16 protein-coding genes are annotated in these 15,600 nt (G+C 51.3%); 4 read left to right on the top strand and 12 right to left on the bottom strand.

The annotated features are described in order from the left end of the window. The 7 genes from ELY38_RS08960 to ELY38_RS08930 all read right to left on the bottom strand — a co-directional run. On the bottom strand, nucleotides 1-643 hold a 643-nt coding region (locus ELY38_RS08960; protein WP_127061492.1), incomplete at its 3' end, for a retention module-containing protein. Between the two features lie 205 nt (nucleotides 644-848). Then, nucleotides 849-1,475: a response regulator transcription factor gene (locus tag ELY38_RS08955; RefSeq protein ID WP_127061490.1), complete on the bottom strand. Its 627-nt coding sequence runs from the start codon at nucleotides 1,473-1,475 to the stop codon at nucleotides 849-851. Continuing rightward, nucleotides 1,475-2,905, bottom strand: coding sequence for an HlyD family type I secretion periplasmic adaptor subunit (locus ELY38_RS08950; protein ID WP_127061489.1), 1,431 nt, complete (start codon nucleotides 2,903-2,905; stop codon nucleotides 1,475-1,477). The genes ELY38_RS08955 and ELY38_RS08950 overlap by 1 nt, the downstream gene beginning before the upstream one ends. Further along, nucleotides 2,905-5,076, bottom strand: coding sequence for a type I secretion system permease/ATPase (locus tag ELY38_RS08945; protein WP_127061487.1), 2,172 nt, complete (start codon nucleotides 5,074-5,076; stop codon nucleotides 2,905-2,907). The genes ELY38_RS08950 and ELY38_RS08945 overlap by 1 nt, the downstream gene beginning before the upstream one ends. Nucleotides 5,077-5,222: 146 nt before the next feature. Beyond that, nucleotides 5,223-7,079, bottom strand: coding sequence for a TolC family outer membrane protein (locus ELY38_RS08940; protein ID WP_127061485.1), 1,857 nt, complete (start codon nucleotides 7,077-7,079; stop codon nucleotides 5,223-5,225). 260 nt (nucleotides 7,080-7,339) lie between these two features. Then, nucleotides 7,340-8,212 (bottom strand): DMT family transporter, encoded by an 873-nt coding sequence (locus tag ELY38_RS08935; RefSeq protein ID WP_127061484.1) that lies wholly within the window; start codon nucleotides 8,210-8,212, stop codon nucleotides 7,340-7,342. After that, nucleotides 8,209-8,478: an Rdx family protein gene (locus ELY38_RS08930; protein ID WP_127061482.1), complete on the bottom strand. Its 270-nt coding sequence runs from the start codon at nucleotides 8,476-8,478 to the stop codon at nucleotides 8,209-8,211. The genes ELY38_RS08935 and ELY38_RS08930 overlap by 4 nt, the downstream gene beginning before the upstream one ends. Nucleotides 8,479-8,559: 81 nt before the next feature. Between ELY38_RS08930 and ELY38_RS08925 the strand changes: the two genes are divergently transcribed. The 4 genes from ELY38_RS08925 to ettA all read left to right on the top strand — a co-directional run bounded on the left by ELY38_RS08925 (nucleotide 8,560) and on the right by ettA (nucleotide 12,711). Next, nucleotides 8,560-9,873, top strand: a complete 1,314-nt coding sequence (locus ELY38_RS08925) for an MFS transporter (RefSeq protein WP_127061480.1) — start codon at nucleotides 8,560-8,562, stop codon at nucleotides 9,871-9,873. A 175-nt stretch (nucleotides 9,874-10,048) separates the two neighbouring features. Continuing rightward, the gene (locus ELY38_RS08920; RefSeq protein WP_127061478.1) at nucleotides 10,049-10,501 is read left to right on the top strand and encodes a PAS domain-containing protein; all 453 of its coding nucleotides are present in this window, start codon (nucleotides 10,049-10,051) and stop codon (nucleotides 10,499-10,501) included. A 134-nt stretch (nucleotides 10,502-10,635) separates the two neighbouring features. After that, nucleotides 10,636-10,842: a PA3496 family putative envelope integrity protein gene (locus ELY38_RS08915; RefSeq protein WP_127061477.1), complete on the top strand. Its 207-nt coding sequence runs from the start codon at nucleotides 10,636-10,638 to the stop codon at nucleotides 10,840-10,842. Between the two features lie 207 nt (nucleotides 10,843-11,049). Beyond that, the gene (gene ettA / locus ELY38_RS08910; protein WP_127061475.1) at nucleotides 11,050-12,711 is read left to right on the top strand and encodes an energy-dependent translational throttle protein EttA; all 1,662 of its coding nucleotides are present in this window, start codon (nucleotides 11,050-11,052) and stop codon (nucleotides 12,709-12,711) included. 104 nt (nucleotides 12,712-12,815) lie between these two features. On the opposite strand, the gene ELY38_RS08905 is transcribed toward ettA, so the two are convergent. The 5 genes from ELY38_RS08905 to ELY38_RS08885 all read right to left on the bottom strand — a co-directional run bounded on the left by ELY38_RS08905 (nucleotide 12,816) and on the right by ELY38_RS08885 (nucleotide 15,587). Further along, complete coding sequence (locus tag ELY38_RS08905; protein ID WP_127061473.1) at nucleotides 12,816-12,974, bottom strand: DUF1328 domain-containing protein; 159 nt, start codon at nucleotides 12,972-12,974, stop codon at nucleotides 12,816-12,818. Nucleotides 12,975-13,183: 209 nt separating this feature from the next. After that, nucleotides 13,184-13,825: a 2-polyprenyl-3-methyl-6-methoxy-1,4-benzoquinone monooxygenase gene (gene coq7, locus ELY38_RS08900; RefSeq protein WP_126950221.1), complete on the bottom strand. Its 642-nt coding sequence runs from the start codon at nucleotides 13,823-13,825 to the stop codon at nucleotides 13,184-13,186. Nucleotides 13,826-13,887: 62 nt separating this feature from the next. After that, complete coding sequence (locus ELY38_RS08895; protein WP_127061472.1) at nucleotides 13,888-14,229, bottom strand: histidine triad nucleotide-binding protein; 342 nt, start codon at nucleotides 14,227-14,229, stop codon at nucleotides 13,888-13,890. Nucleotides 14,230-14,274: 45 nt separating this feature from the next. After that, complete coding sequence (locus tag ELY38_RS08890) at nucleotides 14,275-15,147, bottom strand: phosphoribulokinase (protein WP_127061470.1); 873 nt, start codon at nucleotides 15,145-15,147, stop codon at nucleotides 14,275-14,277. Continuing rightward, the gene (locus ELY38_RS08885) at nucleotides 15,147-15,587 is read right to left on the bottom strand and encodes an acyl-CoA thioesterase (protein WP_127061469.1); all 441 of its coding nucleotides are present in this window, start codon (nucleotides 15,585-15,587) and stop codon (nucleotides 15,147-15,149) included. The genes ELY38_RS08890 and ELY38_RS08885 overlap by 1 nt, the downstream gene beginning before the upstream one ends. Nucleotides 15,588-15,600: the final 13 nt, after the last annotated feature.

Genomic DNA, 15,600 nt, shown 5'->3' with positions numbered 1-15,600 from the left:
TGCCGTCGATGACCACCAGGGTGTCACCCACCGCAGTGCCTGCGCCGAGCGTGACCGTGGCGTTAACGCCGTTGCTGATTTCGTCGGCGCTGTAGATATCGCCCGTGGCGGCTTCAAGGTCGACCGAGACCGCCGGGGCGGTGGTATCAACCTCTTCTGCTATTTCGGCATCAGGAGCGCCACCAAAATCAATCAACTCCGCGTCCTCAAGGCCGCCAGAAGTTTCAAAGCTCAGCGAATCTGTCTCTTCAGTAATACGGGCAAGGCGAACAAAATCGCTACCGCCACCGCCTCCACCGGCACCCACGCCGCCAGCAGCGGTTGCATCCAGAAGATCGAGTAAGTCGCCGTCTTCGTCATCAAGGGCGGCAAGCAACGCCTCTAAGTCATCGTCTTGGGCACTGGCGTCAGTGGCAACAATGAGGTCACTCACCAAGTCGGGAGTAACCGCAACTTCCTGTCCACCTTCTACTCGACTAAGACCCGTACCATCAGCAAAATCCAGCTCCACACTGCCATTACTGGAGGTAATTAGGACTTCGCCCTCCTGCAACACATCACCAATACTCAGCTCACGCAAGTTACCGGCTTCATCACGCGCCCAAGCCTGACCTGTAATAGAAATAATGGTTGCAGTTGCCATGTAAATCTCCCAAATGAATGAAAAGCCGTTTTCTAGCGCCTCAGCACTAGGCAATTAGCGGCATATACCATCATCCTAAATAAGCGAACTACAAAAAAATATTGTACCGATGGACAGAAATAGAATGGGAAAGATTGAGTCAAAAAGGAGGGATATGCGCTCTATCAGACTACGAAATAGCACTGGTAAAAGCGCATTGATAGACTCAGGAAACCACGCGTTCATTCGTTGATGAGAGTTTAAGCATTAACTGCAAACGGTCGCGAACTGACAATTTTCTGAAAATAGCGCTTAAGTGGGCTTTTACGGTGCGCTCGGTGATATCAAGTTGGCGCGCCACCTCCTTATTGGTCGCTCCACGCGCCACCGCCAATGCGACGCCTCGCTCGCGTTCGGTAAGCACGCCAAGGTGGTCGTCGTAATCGTTAGCGGGAGCTTCCGTACGCTGTGACAGCGCTCTAAATGACCCGCCGATCACTTTTGCAAGTAACTCCTGTCCTACCCAAATACCCTGGTTGGAAACGACAAGAGCGACCTGCTCCAACACACTCACTGCGGCTAGTGTATGTACATACCCACGCGCGCCCAGGTCCAAGGCCTTTAGCGCTTCTTTATCGTGAGGTGAATAGCTAAGAATCACCACCGTTAGCCCCATGGGCACTAAACGCTGAGTTAATGTGGGCCACGACGCAACCGAACTGGCGATCCATACAAGATCCCCCGATTTAGCATGTTGCTCAACCACGTCAGCTGTGGAGGATTGCGCATCGGGAAACGCCTTTTGCCAGCGTGCCTTGAGGCTGGCATCCAATGTTACAAACCAATGTCCCATTACCGCTCCCCCATCGAATCACGCCACGCCCGCAAAATAGGTTTAAGCAAAAACTGCATTATTGTTCGTTTACCGGTGATGATATCTACTTGCGCCGTCATCCCTGGAATGACTTGAAGCGAATCCGCTACATCTTGTTCTGCAAGGCTGCGCACCCTGACGATATAGAAAGTGTTGTCATCATCATCCGTCACCGTGTCGGCACTAATGTGATCCAATTCAGCCTTCAGCCCTCCATAGATGGCATAGTCGTAGGCTGTCAATTTGATCGTGGCGGCTTGGCCGGGATGCAGGAAAGCAATATCTTGTGGGGCAATCCGTGCTTCAACCAGTAGCTGGTCGTCACTAGGAACAATATCAATCACTTCTTGACCAGGTTGCGCAACGCCGCCAATCGTATTGATATGGACGCGCTGCACCACCCCATCCACCGGCGAACGAATCTCCGTCAACCGCACTCGATCCTGCAGGCCTGTCCCTGACTGCTGCAGCGCATTTAAATCGCCCAATGTTTCAGCGAGATCGTTACGCCACTCGCTTCGGCGCTCTGCACCAAGCTCTAGTAACTGCCCCTCTGATTCTTCTACCGCGGCCTGCAGGCGAGAGACCGCCGCATCGGCCTGGTTACGCTCACCGGTAGCACGCGAAACATCCCGCTGCAAACGCAACACTTCCACTTCTGAAACGGCACCAGAGTTCAACAGTGGCCGCGTTAGATTAAGTTCCTGGGTTGCCATATTGGCTTCACGCTGAGCAGTATCACGCTTGGCAACCGCCTCTCTTAATTCTTCTTGTCGCTGACGAATACGATCTCTAAGTACATTCTCTTGCTCACGCAACTCTTCACGTCGACTCTCATAAACTTCGCGTTCTTGAATCACGATGGCAGGCACTTCTTCGCGCAGCTCCTCATCAGGTTCAAATGGAGAGCCGGTCACTAGGGCGCGCAAGCGTTCGGCTTTAGCTTGCAACGCGAACCTCTGCGCTCGGTTTTCACGGAAATCAGACACAAATCGGGTCGGATCAATTTGCATTAATACTTGACCCGCCTCGACTACTTGGCCCTCACGCACCATGACCTGCTCAACGACACCACCGTCGTAAGACTGAATTCGTTGCAGCTGGCTCGCGGGAATAACGCGTCCCGCCCCACGTGTCACCTCATCAATCTCGGCAAAGCAGGCCCAAATAATAAGCATCACAAAAGCCAGGCAAACACCGTATAGAAACACGCGTGCCCGCATGGGTTCTTGTTGCAACCGCGCCCAGTCGGTATCACTCGCCCAGTCCCGATTTAAATGGGCAGACGTGACGCGTCGCGCGAACAAGCGGTCAATAAAGGGGCGAAAAGGCTTTTTACCCTTCTCCGAGAACCTGCCAATAGCCTCAAAGCCTTTTTGTTCGGCTGTTCTGGTTGTTTTTTTAACCATCAGGAAGCCCTCCCAATCTGACCTTTGCGGAGCGCTTCCACTACCGTGTCGCGGGGGCCATCCGCGACGACTTTGCCGCCATCCATAACGATAATGCGATCTACCAATGACAGCAGCGACGTACGATGCGTCACCACGAGCATTGTTTTCCCTTTTGCCACGTTACGGAGATTGGTTTTAAAGGCCTCTTCACTCGCGTTATCCATCGAGCTTGTCGGTTCATCCAATAACAATATGGATGGATCGTGGACTAATGCCCGCGCGATCGCTACGGACTGTTTTTGACCTCCCGACAATGCCTGCCCACGCTCCCCTACTTCTAAATCCACTCCCCGTGGATGGCTATTGACCAACGGCTGTAGACCCGCCACATTCAAGGCGTTGAGCAACGCTTCATCATGAAGACGATCACTGCCCCCGCCCGCGACAATATTGTCGCGTAGCGAGCCTGAAAAAAGGCTGACGTCCTGGGGAACGTAGCCAATGTGTCGACGCAGCTGTATAGGATCAATTTGTCGGATATCAACACCATCAAGCAGCACAGCGCCAGCAGAGGGTTGATAGAAGCCTAACACCAGTTTGTTCAGCGAAGACTTACCGCAGCCTATGCGGCCCAGTAAGGCGACTTTTTCACCGGCTTTAATTGAGATGGATACATCACGTAGCGCATCGCGCTCTTCATTGGGGTAGCGCAAGGTGACCTTTTCCAGCCGAATATCACCCGCTACGCTGGGTTTCTCGACATACACTTTTCCTTCATGGCGCTCAACCCGTTTATCCATTACTTGATTGAGCGAATCTAACGCCGTTGAGGATTGATGATACTGAGCTAACAGTGCCGCGGCCTGACTAACCGGCGCCATCGCCCGAGAGGAGAGCATATAAGCGGCAATAAGCCCGCCTTGAGAAAGATTACCTTCGATAATTTGATAAACACCCACAATAATGACGCAAACCGCCACACTATGTTGCGCCCATTGCGCCACGTTCGAAACGGAGGTGCTCACCAGCCGCAGCTGGGCGCTGGTACGCGACAGAAAAGCGGTGGCCTTTTCCCAGTGACGCTGTATACGGCTTTCAGCACGCAGTGCTTTTACATTTTCAAGTTGAGAAACAGATTCGACCAGCAGAGCATTCCGCTGAGCGCCTACTTCCCAGGTCGTTTGTGAGAGTTCATGTAACTTACCCTGGGCTGCCAGGGCATAGAGCAATACAAATATAATGCCAACTAAAACAGGCAACACTAGCCATGGGTTAATTAACGCAATGATAGCCGCAAATAGCAGTACAAAAGGCAGATCAACAATACCGAGGATGGTCGCGGAACCAATAAACGCACGTATCGACTCAAATGACTGCAGAGTAGACGTGAATGACCCCGTAGAAGCAGGCCTATCCTCCAGCCGCAGCCCCAAGGTTTTTGCCATAATGGAAGAGGATAGTTTTACATCGGCTCGGCTCGCGGCGAGATCAACGAAGCTACTGCGCATTAACCGCAATGCCAAGTCAAAACAGAGCACAATAAAAATACCGCTCGCCAGCACCCACAGGGTTTCAGTCGCTTGATTGGGCACTACTCGGTCGTACACATTCAGCACAAACAGCGGCATCGCCAAGGCAAATAGATTAATTGCTACCGAGCCAATAATAATATCGCGATAGAGTCGCCTGTTTTCTTGGATAACTCCCCAAAACCAATGTCCGCGCGGCTTTTTCTTAGTTTCAGGATTGTTATCAAGACGCAGGCGTGGACGTACGTAAATAGACTCGCCAGAATAGCTATAGGCTAATTCGTTAAGCCCTACTTCTACTTCTGCTTCGTTAAGTTCGGGGAAGACAACTTTCACACGCCCTTTCTTTACATCCATGGCAGTGACGATACACGCACGGCCGGGTTCAAGAAGGACAACGACAGGAAACAACTCTGGATTGAGATTGGCCAATCCACTTTTAACAATGCTGGCGGTCATGTCCGCTCGGGCTGCAGCCCGAGCAAATACAGAAGGCGTCAATTTTCCGTCTTCTAACGGCAAGCCTGCCGTTAACGATTCAGACGAAATTTCATGCTGGTGCATTCTCGCCACTGCCTGTAAACAACGCAGTAGCTCATCGTTATTGGATGAAGAATCATATGCCTCATTACGAGATAACGTTCGATCATGCTCTAACAATGTGCACCTCTGACAATAAAATAGCACATAGCATATTTTGGAATGCTATGTGCCATAAGCGTTTATTCAAATAAACTCAACACATGGTGGTGCCAAATCCAGACCTATTGTTTCAACACCTATCATTTCTATACCAACTAGCGTGCTTACGTCGTTAGCTCGTTAAAACGCTCTAACGTCACTTCTACACGCCGATTCTGGCGGCGCCCTTCAACAGTGTCGTTGGTGGCGGTTGGCCGTTTAGACCCATAGCCTTCTGTTTGCATGAGGCTACGCTCTACTCCCTGCTCAACAAAAAAACGTGCCACGCTGTCAGCACGCTGCTGTGAGAGAGGATCATTAATTGCATCGGTACCGGTATTGTCAGCATGACCAGCTATAAACACCCGAGCGATATCATCACGCTGCATAATCTCACTGGCTAACCTAGCGAGCTCTTCACGAGTGTCTGCTCCCAATACAGCACTGTTGATGGGAAATAGTGCATCGGTGGAGAGCGTGACATCAGGCGCTCTGGTCGGCGCAGGCGCCGTGAAATCACCACCCACAAAATCTTCTAATTTAAAACCACCGAGGCCAGCAACAGGACACACTATCTCTGGCGTAATGGCCACCCCGTCATTGCCTAGCTCAGCTAACGTAGGCATATCATCACGCATAATGTTTAATGTTTTCATTAGCTGGCCCGTCGCCGCCAAGGTCCTTGCATCGGCTAGGGTGATGTCATATTGCGCATTGGCATAGGCACGACTCGCTTCGAAATACTCATTTTCACTATCCAACACGTCTAAAAGAGTACGCTGACCAATATCGAACTGTTGTTGATACGCCCCTCTTACGCGATCAATAGAGAGTCGGTGCTGGTTTAAATAAGTGAGCTGTTCACGAAGACGCTGAGCATCGTTGTAAGCAATTTGCGTGGTCTGACGTACGTTTGTACAGGCCAGTTCGCGCTGATTAACGGCTTCTTCAATACGGTCGCTAGCGGCGCGGAAAGCGGCTAGATCACTACCGCCGTTATATAAATTCATGCTCGCTACTAATTGAATACTATGCTCATCGCGGCGGCCTGAAATGGCATCATTCTGGTTGTTGGTACCTGTTCTACCTTGGATATCAATAGTGGGCATGAACCCTGCACGGGTACTTTCTCGTTCAGCACGCTGGACGTTAATATTTTCTATTGCGGCGTGAAAATCGGGGTTGCCTTCAAAAGCTAAATTAACGGCTTCGCTTACGCTAGAGGGGAGTTCTTCCTCAAAGGTGGGGGCAGGAATCAGGTTTTGGGCTGGCAAGTCACCAACAATACGCAAGTAACGAGCAGTGACATCATGCAGGTTAGTCGCTTCGGTCATCAAATTTGATTCCGCTAGCGATAGCCGACCACTGATTTGCTCAAGATCGACCCCCCGGCCAGCGCCTGACATGGTGCGCTCTTCAATTTGCCGATACACTTTCTGGTGCTGGGCATAGTTTTCTTGCGCTAGCCTGACTAATTCGCGGTATCGCGCAACGTCTAGATAAGCCTCAGTAGCTGCAAGAGCAGTCGTTTCACTGGCGCCAATTAGCTCGTAATAGGTGACCAACTCTGCTCTGTCCAACCGCTCAACTTCGCTGCGGGTTGCAAAGCCGTCAAATATCATTTGGCGTAGAGTCAGCTCGACAAAATCAGTTTCATAGCTGCCACGACCATCACCTTCGATGGATTCCCGACCAACCCCTGCAGCTAAGTCGATACTGGGTAGATAGTTACCTCTAGCCACGCCGATATCATTTTCTGCGGCACGTAGACGCGACCAGGCAGCCTCGACTTCAGGATTAGTGGAGATCGCCTTTTGCACGACACTTTGCAGATCATCGCTGCCCGGCGAATAAAGGCTTTGAGGTAGCGTTTGAGCAATCGCGCTAGTCAATGGCCCAAAAGTTAAAGCGATAGCCATTAGCGGTAGAGAAACACAGCGTAAATTAACGTTCTTCTTTTTTAGAATTACTACGTGCTTCATTCGTTACGTTCCCTATAGCTGATGTCACTTCTCTGGTCATTCAACTAAGCATTTAGCCTCCATGCTTTTGTAGACACCTAACCGCCACAAGCCTAGCAGCTATCATTAGAAGTGATAATTTGAAATAGTCACATTTTGGTAAGCATATTCAGCCGATAGACTTAATATATGCTCATTAATCACCTATCGTAATACACGAACACAAAAAAATACAAAAAAAGAATGAACTAATTCAAATTTATACACGCCATTACTAAAGCTTAGCTGTGTTTCTGGCTTTGCTGTAAGCCCAGCCCTAATAAAATCAATACCAAACCGATCAGCGTTGAGGGCAAGATGGGCTCTCCTACTACCAAGAAAAGCAGCATTAGGGATACAGGAGGGGAAAGAAAAATGAGATTGGAGACTTTGGCGGTACGCGATACACGATGAACCGCCATCTGCCATAAGACAAAGGCGATGCCCATTTCAAACAAACCAACATAGACCCCTGCCCCGAGAGCTGTCCAGCTATACCATTGAAAACCTGGACCAATTAGCAATAAAACCGTCAGTATGGGCAGGCCAACGGTAAAATTCTGCCACTGACCGACTAGAGGTTGGCGTGTATCGCGCGCGTTAAGCAACCAGTAAAACGCCCATAAAAGTGTTGAGGAGAGGGCTAATAACACGCCCAAAGGGTCGGCAAACGAGACATTCAGCACGGCCCCTCGCGTCGCAATGACCCAAACGCCCGCATAGGCCACCAACCCGGCGATAACATCAAAGCGCGTTAGACGCTGGCCAAGCAATGGCACAGCCAGAAACGCCATGGCTAACGCCCAAGTGTAATTTAGCGCCATTGCCTCTTGTCCTGGCAGGCGGTCGTAAGCGGCAAACAGTACCAGGTAATAAGCCGCCGGGTTCATGACGCCCGCCCAAAGTGCCGTTTTCCAGCCATGGCTCAGCGCTTGCTTCATTGCTCCCTGTCGGATTACCAGCCCACCCATAAGTAGCCAGGACACTAGAACCGCTAGCCACATCAGCTCAAGCGGACTCATCCAACCCAAGCCGACTTTAAATGCGGTCGCAACGGTCGACCATAAGGCCACAGCTCCCAGCCCGTACAACATAGCTTGGCGATCCTGACTCATCGGTCAACATGCCCCAAGTCACGGTCGGGATCGATCTGATCGCGAACGCGCTGCTTCAACACTTTACTATCTGGAAAGCCACCATCGCGTTTGCGCTCCCAAAGCAGTATGTCATCACACCAAATTTCGAAAGTGCCGCCATGAGAAGGGGCAAGCGCCACTTCATCAATACGTTCTCCAAAGGTTGAAAGCAGCTCTTGCGCGTACCAGGCGCTGCGTAACAGCCATTGACACTGGGTACAATAACGAATCTGAATTCGTGACACTTTTGGGCTCCTGCTCAATATAATGTGACATTCTGGTACTGCATTTTGTCACCCCAGGATAGTAACCGCCAAGGAGCACTAATGGCCGAACATGATGTTTCTCAGTCTCGTCTTTTTGAATGGCTGACAGGCGATGAGGATAGCCGCCTCTGTGATGACATTCCTGAGGGAGCATGTAGTGAACAGCCGCGTAATTTTTTTCTGCATTTGTGGGCCTCGCTAGGCAACAAACTGGCCGATGAGCTATCAAGTGCACGCTTGGTCTTGCCTTGGTTGATGGGAATTATTGGCGCCCCCGTGTGGATGATCGGGCTGCTGGTGCCCATTCGCGAAGCGGGCGCCCTACTACCCCAAATACTCGTGGCGGGCTTTATTCGCTTGAAGCCCAAGCGCAAGGGCGTATGGGTAATGGGAGCGATACTTCAGGCGGGCACGGCCTTTGCTCTTGCCGGGCTAGCGTTAACCGGCAGTGGCAGCATGGGCGGGGCCGCTGTATTGATCGTCCTGATAGTTTTGTCACTGGCGCGCGGCCTTTCCTCTATCGCCAGCAAAGATGTTATGGGTAAAACCATTGCCAAACGTCGACGCGGAACGCTAATGGGCTGGAGCGGCAGCATCGCCGGGGCCGCGACACTTGTCGCAGGTGGTGTATTAATACTGCTGGGAGATCAACCAGGAAACCTGGCGTTGGCAGTACTTTTATGTGTGGCTGCATGTAGCTGGTTATTGAATGCAGTATGCACTGCACGTATCAAGGAAGTACCCGGCGCGGTGGAAGGTGGAGAAAATGCCTGGGACAGCATCAAACTTGGCCTTTCGCTCATGAAGGATGACAGCACTTTTTTACACTTCAACGTATCCCGTGCACTTTTACTCTCCAGCGCCCTAGCATTGCCTTATATTGCATTACTTGGCCAACAGCAAAGCGGCGCCGATTTGGGCGGACTAGGTCTGCTGGTGGTGGTATCCGGTATTGCTGGCATGGTGGCCAGTCCCGTTTGGGGAAAGCTGGCTGATCAGTCAAGCCGTCGCGTCATGCGTAATGCCGCTATTGGCACTATTATGTGCTGCTTGCTGGGGGCCAGCTTCGCCTGGTTACCTGGCGACTGGACGCAAAACGTCTGGCCGTACGCGCTGGTATATGGATTGCTGGTGATTGTTCACCATGGTGTTCGCCTAGGGCGTAAAACCTATCTCATTGATATGGCTACTCAGGATGATCGAGCGCTTTATATAGCGCTTTCCAATACATTAACAGGCGTATTAATGCTGTTAGTAGGGGGCGTTATTGGCGCGCTGGCCCAATGGCTGGGCAGCGCAGCGCTGCTGATACTGCTAGCGGTTACGGCCGTCGGCGCCATGCTGAGTGCCCACAAGCTCCCAGAAGTGGAATAACGGCCATCATTGCAATGAACCGCAGCGCTCGCCATGATGGTAGATAGATAGCAGCGACATGTTGAGCTTTTGTTATTCTACAGCTTGATAAGTGATTTTAAATGCCGCTTAGCTCCAGCGCTGATGTACAGCGCCATGGCTACGGAAGAACCAAGGCAGCAATAGGAATCCTTAGATGAAACGATCTCCCTTGATCAGCCCCGAACTACTCGAACGCATCATTGACGCTTCTGAAGACGGCATTGTGGTTGCCGAGCAAGAAGGTGATGAAAATATTCTCATTTATGTCAATAAAGGGTTTGAACGTCTGACCGGTTATAGTGCTGATGAAATTCTTTACCGCGACTGCCGGTTCTTGCAAAACGATGACCGGGATCAAGAGGCCTTAAACAACATTCGAGATGCGTTGAAAAACCTTCGACCCTGCCGTGAGGTCCTGCGTAACTATCGCAAGGATGGCACCATGTTCTGGAACGAGCTTTCCATGACGCCGGTGTTCGATGAGTCTGAGAACCTGATGTATTTTATCGGCGTACAGAAAGATGTGACTGCGCGTATCGAAGCACAGCATGCGCTGGCTGAATTACAAAACAGCGATAACCCGCCCCGTGTAGAACACGCTTTATAAAACTTAAAAATGACTTGACCTTCAACCCATATAGCGATATATAGCGGCTAGGCGCTGAAACAGCGTTTGGCGCTTCTCTTTAAAAGGGAAGCCGTTGTGATGCCGGTACGCTGGCGTGGGTTGGAGGGCATACCATGAGCCGTGACCCCTTAAATCGTGAAAACTACTCGGCCGAAAGCCTGGAAGCTGACGAATTCGAGAATCTTGATGCCGTCAATGATGATCAGTACAGCAAGCACAAGCCCAGTAAGGCCGATACATTACGTGCTCGTCGCCAAGTAGAAGCCTGGCTTGAAGAGCGCCGCTTGCAGCGTGCTATTGAAGACGACTGGGATGTTTAAGCTGCACGCCTGACGGACTGTTCAAGGAATATTCGTACAAGGGGCAGCTAGTATGCATGCCCTTTACACGCCGATACTCGTTCCACATTGTATGCATGGATTAACGCATTCATGCCCCCTCTTCTGGTCTTTCCAGGCGCAGCACACTATCATTTGAGCCCTACTCCAGCATATTGCTGTCGTTATTCATCAACCTAACGGATTTCCATGGCGCAATACGTATTCACCATGAATCGGGTTGGCAAAGTTGTGCCGCCCAAGAAACAAATTCTCAAGGATATTTCGCTCTCGTTTTTCCCGGGCGCCAAAATTGGCGTTCTAGGTTTGAACGGGGCGGGTAAATCCACACTGCTGCGTATTATGGCTGGTGTCGATAAAGAGTTTGAAGGTGAAGCTCGTCCGATGCCGGGTATCAACGTGGGTTACTTGCCCCAGGAGCCGCAACTCGACGACGAGAAGAACGTTCGTGATACCGTCGAAGAAGCTCTGGGGGCCATCAAGGAAGCTCAGGAGAAACTCGACGCAGTTTACGCAGCCTATGCCGAACCCGACGCTGATTTTGATGCCTTGGCAAGCGAGCAGGCTCGCCTGGAAAACATTATTGAAGCAGCTGATGCCCATAACCTTGAACGCAAGCTTGAAGTAGCGGCAGAGGCACTTCGCCTTCCCCCTTGGGACGCTAAAGTAGGCAATCTGTCGGGGGGGGAGCGCCGTCGTGTCGCGCTTTGCCGCCTGCTGCTTTCAAGCCCTGACATGCTGCTGCTGGACGAACCTACCAACCACCTGGACGCTGAATCGGTTGCTTGGCTGGAGCGCTTTCTCCACGACTACAATGGCACCGTGGTTGCCATTACCCATGACCGTTACTTCCTCGATAACGTGGCGGGCTGGATTCTGGAACTTGACCGCGGCCAGGGTATTCCTTTTGAAGGCAACTACTCTCAGTGGCTGGAACAGAAAGAGCAGCGCCTGACCCAGGAAGCCAAGCAGGAAGCTTCGCGTCAAAAAGCGATCAAGCAAGAACTTGAGTGGGTTCGCAGCAACGCTAAAGGGCGTCAGGCTAAAAGCAAGGCGCGCCTCAACCGTTTCGAGGAAATGCAGTCGGGCGATTTCCAAAAGCGTAATGAGACCAACGAAATCTATATTCCGCCTGGTCCGCGCCTGGGTGACAAGGTTATCGAGTTCCACAATGTCACTAAGCGGTTTGACGATAAACTGCTTTATCAGGATCTTTCCTTTACTATTCCACAAGGTGCGATTGTCGGCATTGTGGGGGGTAACGGTGCCGGTAAATCAACGCTGTTCAAACTGATTACGAGCAAAGAGCAGCCGGATGAAGGTAACGTTGTTATCGGCGAAACGGTAGATATTGCCTATGTTGAACAGCTGCGTGATGCGCTCGACGACAAGCAGACCGTTTGGGAAGCCGTCTCTGACGGGCAGGATATTCTCAATATCAACGGCTACGAAGTATCATCACGCGCCTATGTTGGCCGTTTCAACTTCAAGGGCAACGACCAGCAAAAACGTCTGGATGAGCTATCCGGCGGGGAACGTGGACGCCTGCAGCTAGCCCAGACACTGAAACAGGGCGCCAACGTACTGCTGCTGGATGAGCCCTCCAACGACTTGGATATCGAAACCTTACGCGCATTGGAAGAAGCCCTGCTGGCATTCCCTGGCTGTGCGATGGTAATTTCGCACGACCGTTGGTTCCTTGACCGTATCGCTACCCATATTCTGGCTTTTGAAGGTGACTCTGAAGTTGTCTTCTTCGATGGTAATTACACAGACTATGAGGAAGACCACAAAAAACGGGTAGGCAATGACACGCCCAAGCGAATGAAATATAAGCGTATTGATGCCTAGCACTTAAACACAGCATCAAATAGCGCTGCCCAGTATGCAAAAAGCCCCCACGGGGGCTTTTTGCTTATCTGGATTATGAACCTAACCAGTATCTGTTGAGGACGTTAACGGCGTCGACCTGTAAACAGTGAAACGAGAAACAGAATTAGAAACAGAAAGAACAGAATTTGTGCAATAGTAGAGGCAACGCCCGCAATCCCAGAAAATCCCAGTACGCCCGCCACAATCGCAATAATCAAAAAAAGCATCGCATTGCCTAGCATCGTCTTTCCCCTTTTCCTTGGTGACGCTTTTCCATTTAAAAGCGTACGTTACCTTACGTACGATTCGCTTCGACACTACTTAGCTTTGGCGATAACACGGCATTCGTCAAGAAATTGAAGTTAACTTGGCTGCTACTTCTAACAAAGCGAGAAATACTTTTGCCTTTGAAAAACTCGATATGGAATGAGTGACTGATCAAAACTGGACGTTAGAAATAGTAAGCACCCTTGGTAACCCCTTGGGCGATAAACCGCATTGTCCATTTAAACGGCGCGAGAAAACGCATGCCGCCTGACTCTATCGCCAAATGCGCCTGATGCGCTTCATCAGAAGCCATCTGGCGAAGCAACGCATGCGAGCGCTGGTCACCTACAATCAGTTGCGTTTGCTGATCTTCAAAATGTTTTCCGGCAAGCTCACGCGACGCAGCGATCATGCCCATGCTCAGTCGGTCACTGGCTAATCCTGAGACAGCTCCCATACCAAAAGCGGACGCATAGAAAAGCGGCGTAAAATAACTGGTACGGCTATTTAACTGCGCCAAGCGCTCTTCACACCAGGCCATGTGATCAAATGCCTCAGCGGCAGACTGCTCCATTTGCTGACGTGCATGGGGCAGCGCCGCTGTTGCACTCTGCCCTTGGTAAAGCGCCTGATTGGCCACACCAATCAGATGATTTACACGCATCAATCCAGCGGTATGGCGGCGCTGGTGGCCATCAAATGACATCTCGTCGAGTTTGCTTGCCGGATGGTTGCGTTGCGCACGAGCCGCGTGAGGAATCATTGAGCGCAAGGCGGTATCGAACTGCTGAATCAAACAATCTGACCGGCTAAGCTGACGCTTCATGGCTCGCTCCGCATAACGGCAAAAAGAGTAAGAAAGGCGGCGACAAAAGTGGCTGACGTTACTTAACCAGCAGGCCACGTAAATTGTCGGCCACCTAATAAATGCATGTGAATATGATAGACCGTTTGCCCGCCCTTTTCGTTGCAATTCATCACGACGCGATAGCCATCCTCAGCGAAGCCTTGCTGCTTGGCTAGGCGGGCCGCAGTAAATTGTAAACGTCCAATAAGAGCCAGATCCTCCTCATCGATATCGTTCAAGGTGGCAACGTGCTTTTTGGGAATAATCAACTGATGCGTAGGTGCCGTCGGGCTAATATCGTTAAAGGCGATGATCTCATCATCTTCAAATACGATATCTGCCGGAATTTCACGATTGATGATCTTGCAAAACAAACAGTCCATACCTGCTCCTTATTATCTTTACGTCCAGCCTTGCTTAAAACGTATTTAACGAAAACGTCGCTGGGACAACAGATGACGCACGAGGGGCGCCAGAATAAGCTCCATGGCAAGTGACATACGTGCTCCCGGCACCACAAGAGTATGCGGCCGGGTCATGAAGGCGTCCTTGATCATTGCCAAAAGCCAGGGAAAATCCACGGTTGAAGGGTCGCGAAAGCGTATTACAACAAATGATTCCGCATCGGTGGGAATATCCTGCACTTCAAAGGGGTTTGAGGTATCAACGGTGGGCACGCGCTGAAAGTTGATATGTGTGCGCGAAAACTGGGGCTGAATATAGCGCACATAGTCATTCATGCGACCTAGAATCGTATCGATGACCGCCTCTTGTGAGTAGCCGCGCAGCTTGGTATCCCGGTCGATTTTCTGAATCCACTCCAGATTCATGGTCGGCGCCACGCCTACCAGAAGATCAACATGGCGGGCAATGTCGTAATTCTCGGTAACCAGCCCCCCGTGCAGCCCTTCGTAGAACAAAAGATCGGTACCGCAGGGCAACGACTGCCACTCCGTAAAGGTACCGACACGGCAGCCCGCCTCAATTTTCTGTTTATCTTCGGCATGAATATAGTGCCGAAAGGTGCCCGTTCCGTGTTCGCCATACTCTATAAAGAGCCCTTCAAGGCGGTCTAGGAGATTCGCCTCAACCGCAAAGTGGGAGAGCTCATCCTTGCGTTCTGGCTCCTCGCGAAAGATCCGGTGCAGGTCATCACGCGTATAACGGTGAAATGCATCACCATCCACCACGGCGGCATGCACGTCTTCGCGTAAAAACATGCGTTCGAAGCTTCGCCGCACGGTGGTGGTGCCCGCCCCGGAGGAGCCCGTGACCGCAATGATCGGATACTCGCGCGACATTAAGCGCCCCTCGCTTGTGCTAAAACTTTCAACACCTGCTCAGGCACTGCCACAGGTTGACCTGCCACCTGGTCAATCAATAGCTGATTCACCCGGGCAGTGGCGACAACGCGCTCGCCATCACGATGCATAATGCGCTGATAAACGGTAAGTGCCTTGCCATTGGGCTCGGGTACTGCTGTTTCTATCACCAGCGCATCAGGCCAGCGGGCTTCACTTTGGTACTGCACGGCCAGGTCAGCGACAAGGCTTGGATAGCCGTGCATATCCCACTCCACCAGATCAAGCGCTGCAAACGCCTGAATACGGGCTTCATGCAATAGTGACACCAGCGCATCATGTCCTAAATGCCGACCGTAGTTCATGTCGGTGACCCGTACCGTCAGGGGATGACGATGAATGATCGCTTCAGCAGGAAATTCCAGCTTTACACGTTCCATGCCTGTTTCCTTT

It is taken from the genome of Vreelandella nanhaiensis, assembly GCF_003990185.1.
Classification (GTDB): Bacteria; Pseudomonadota; Gammaproteobacteria; order Pseudomonadales; family Halomonadaceae; genus Vreelandella; species Vreelandella nanhaiensis.
Note: the sequence above shows the minus strand (reverse complement) of the source record. Positions and strands in the feature narration are given on the sequence as shown.

Excerpts from the sequence above, each read along its gene's own strand:
- ELY38_RS08895 (WP_127061472.1), bottom strand. The coding sequence starts at position 14,229 with ATGGACTGTTTGTTTTGCAAGATCATCAATCGTGAAATTCCGGCAGAT.
- ELY38_RS08915 (WP_127061477.1), top strand. The coding sequence starts at position 10,636 with ATGAGCCGTGACCCCTTAAATCGTGAAAACTACTCGGCCGAAAGCCTG.
- ELY38_RS08950 (WP_127061489.1), bottom strand. The coding sequence starts at position 2,905 with ATGGTTAAAAAAACAACCAGAACAGCCGAACAAAAAGGCTTTGAGGCT.
- ELY38_RS08905 (WP_127061473.1), bottom strand. The coding sequence starts at position 12,974 with ATGCTAGGCAATGCGATGCTTTTTTTGATTATTGCGATTGTGGCGGGC.
- ELY38_RS08925 (WP_127061480.1), top strand. The coding sequence starts at position 8,560 with ATGGCCGAACATGATGTTTCTCAGTCTCGTCTTTTTGAATGGCTGACA.
- ELY38_RS08920 (WP_127061478.1), top strand. The coding sequence starts at position 10,049 with ATGAAACGATCTCCCTTGATCAGCCCCGAACTACTCGAACGCATCATT.
- ELY38_RS08955 (WP_127061490.1), bottom strand. The coding sequence starts at position 1,475 with ATGGGACATTGGTTTGTAACATTGGATGCCAGCCTCAAGGCACGCTGG.
- ELY38_RS08940 (WP_127061485.1), bottom strand. The coding sequence starts at position 7,079 with ATGAAGCACGTAGTAATTCTAAAAAAGAAGAACGTTAATTTACGCTGT.
- coq7 (WP_126950221.1), bottom strand. The coding sequence starts at position 13,825 with ATGAAGCGTCAGCTTAGCCGGTCAGATTGTTTGATTCAGCAGTTCGAT.
- ELY38_RS08935 (WP_127061484.1), bottom strand. The coding sequence starts at position 8,212 with ATGAGTCAGGATCGCCAAGCTATGTTGTACGGGCTGGGAGCTGTGGCC.
- ELY38_RS08890 (WP_127061470.1), bottom strand. The coding sequence starts at position 15,147 with ATGTCGCGCGAGTATCCGATCATTGCGGTCACGGGCTCCTCCGGGGCG.
- ettA (WP_127061475.1), top strand. The coding sequence starts at position 11,050 with ATGGCGCAATACGTATTCACCATGAATCGGGTTGGCAAAGTTGTGCCG.
- ELY38_RS08885 (WP_127061469.1), bottom strand. The coding sequence starts at position 15,587 with ATGGAACGTGTAAAGCTGGAATTTCCTGCTGAAGCGATCATTCATCGT.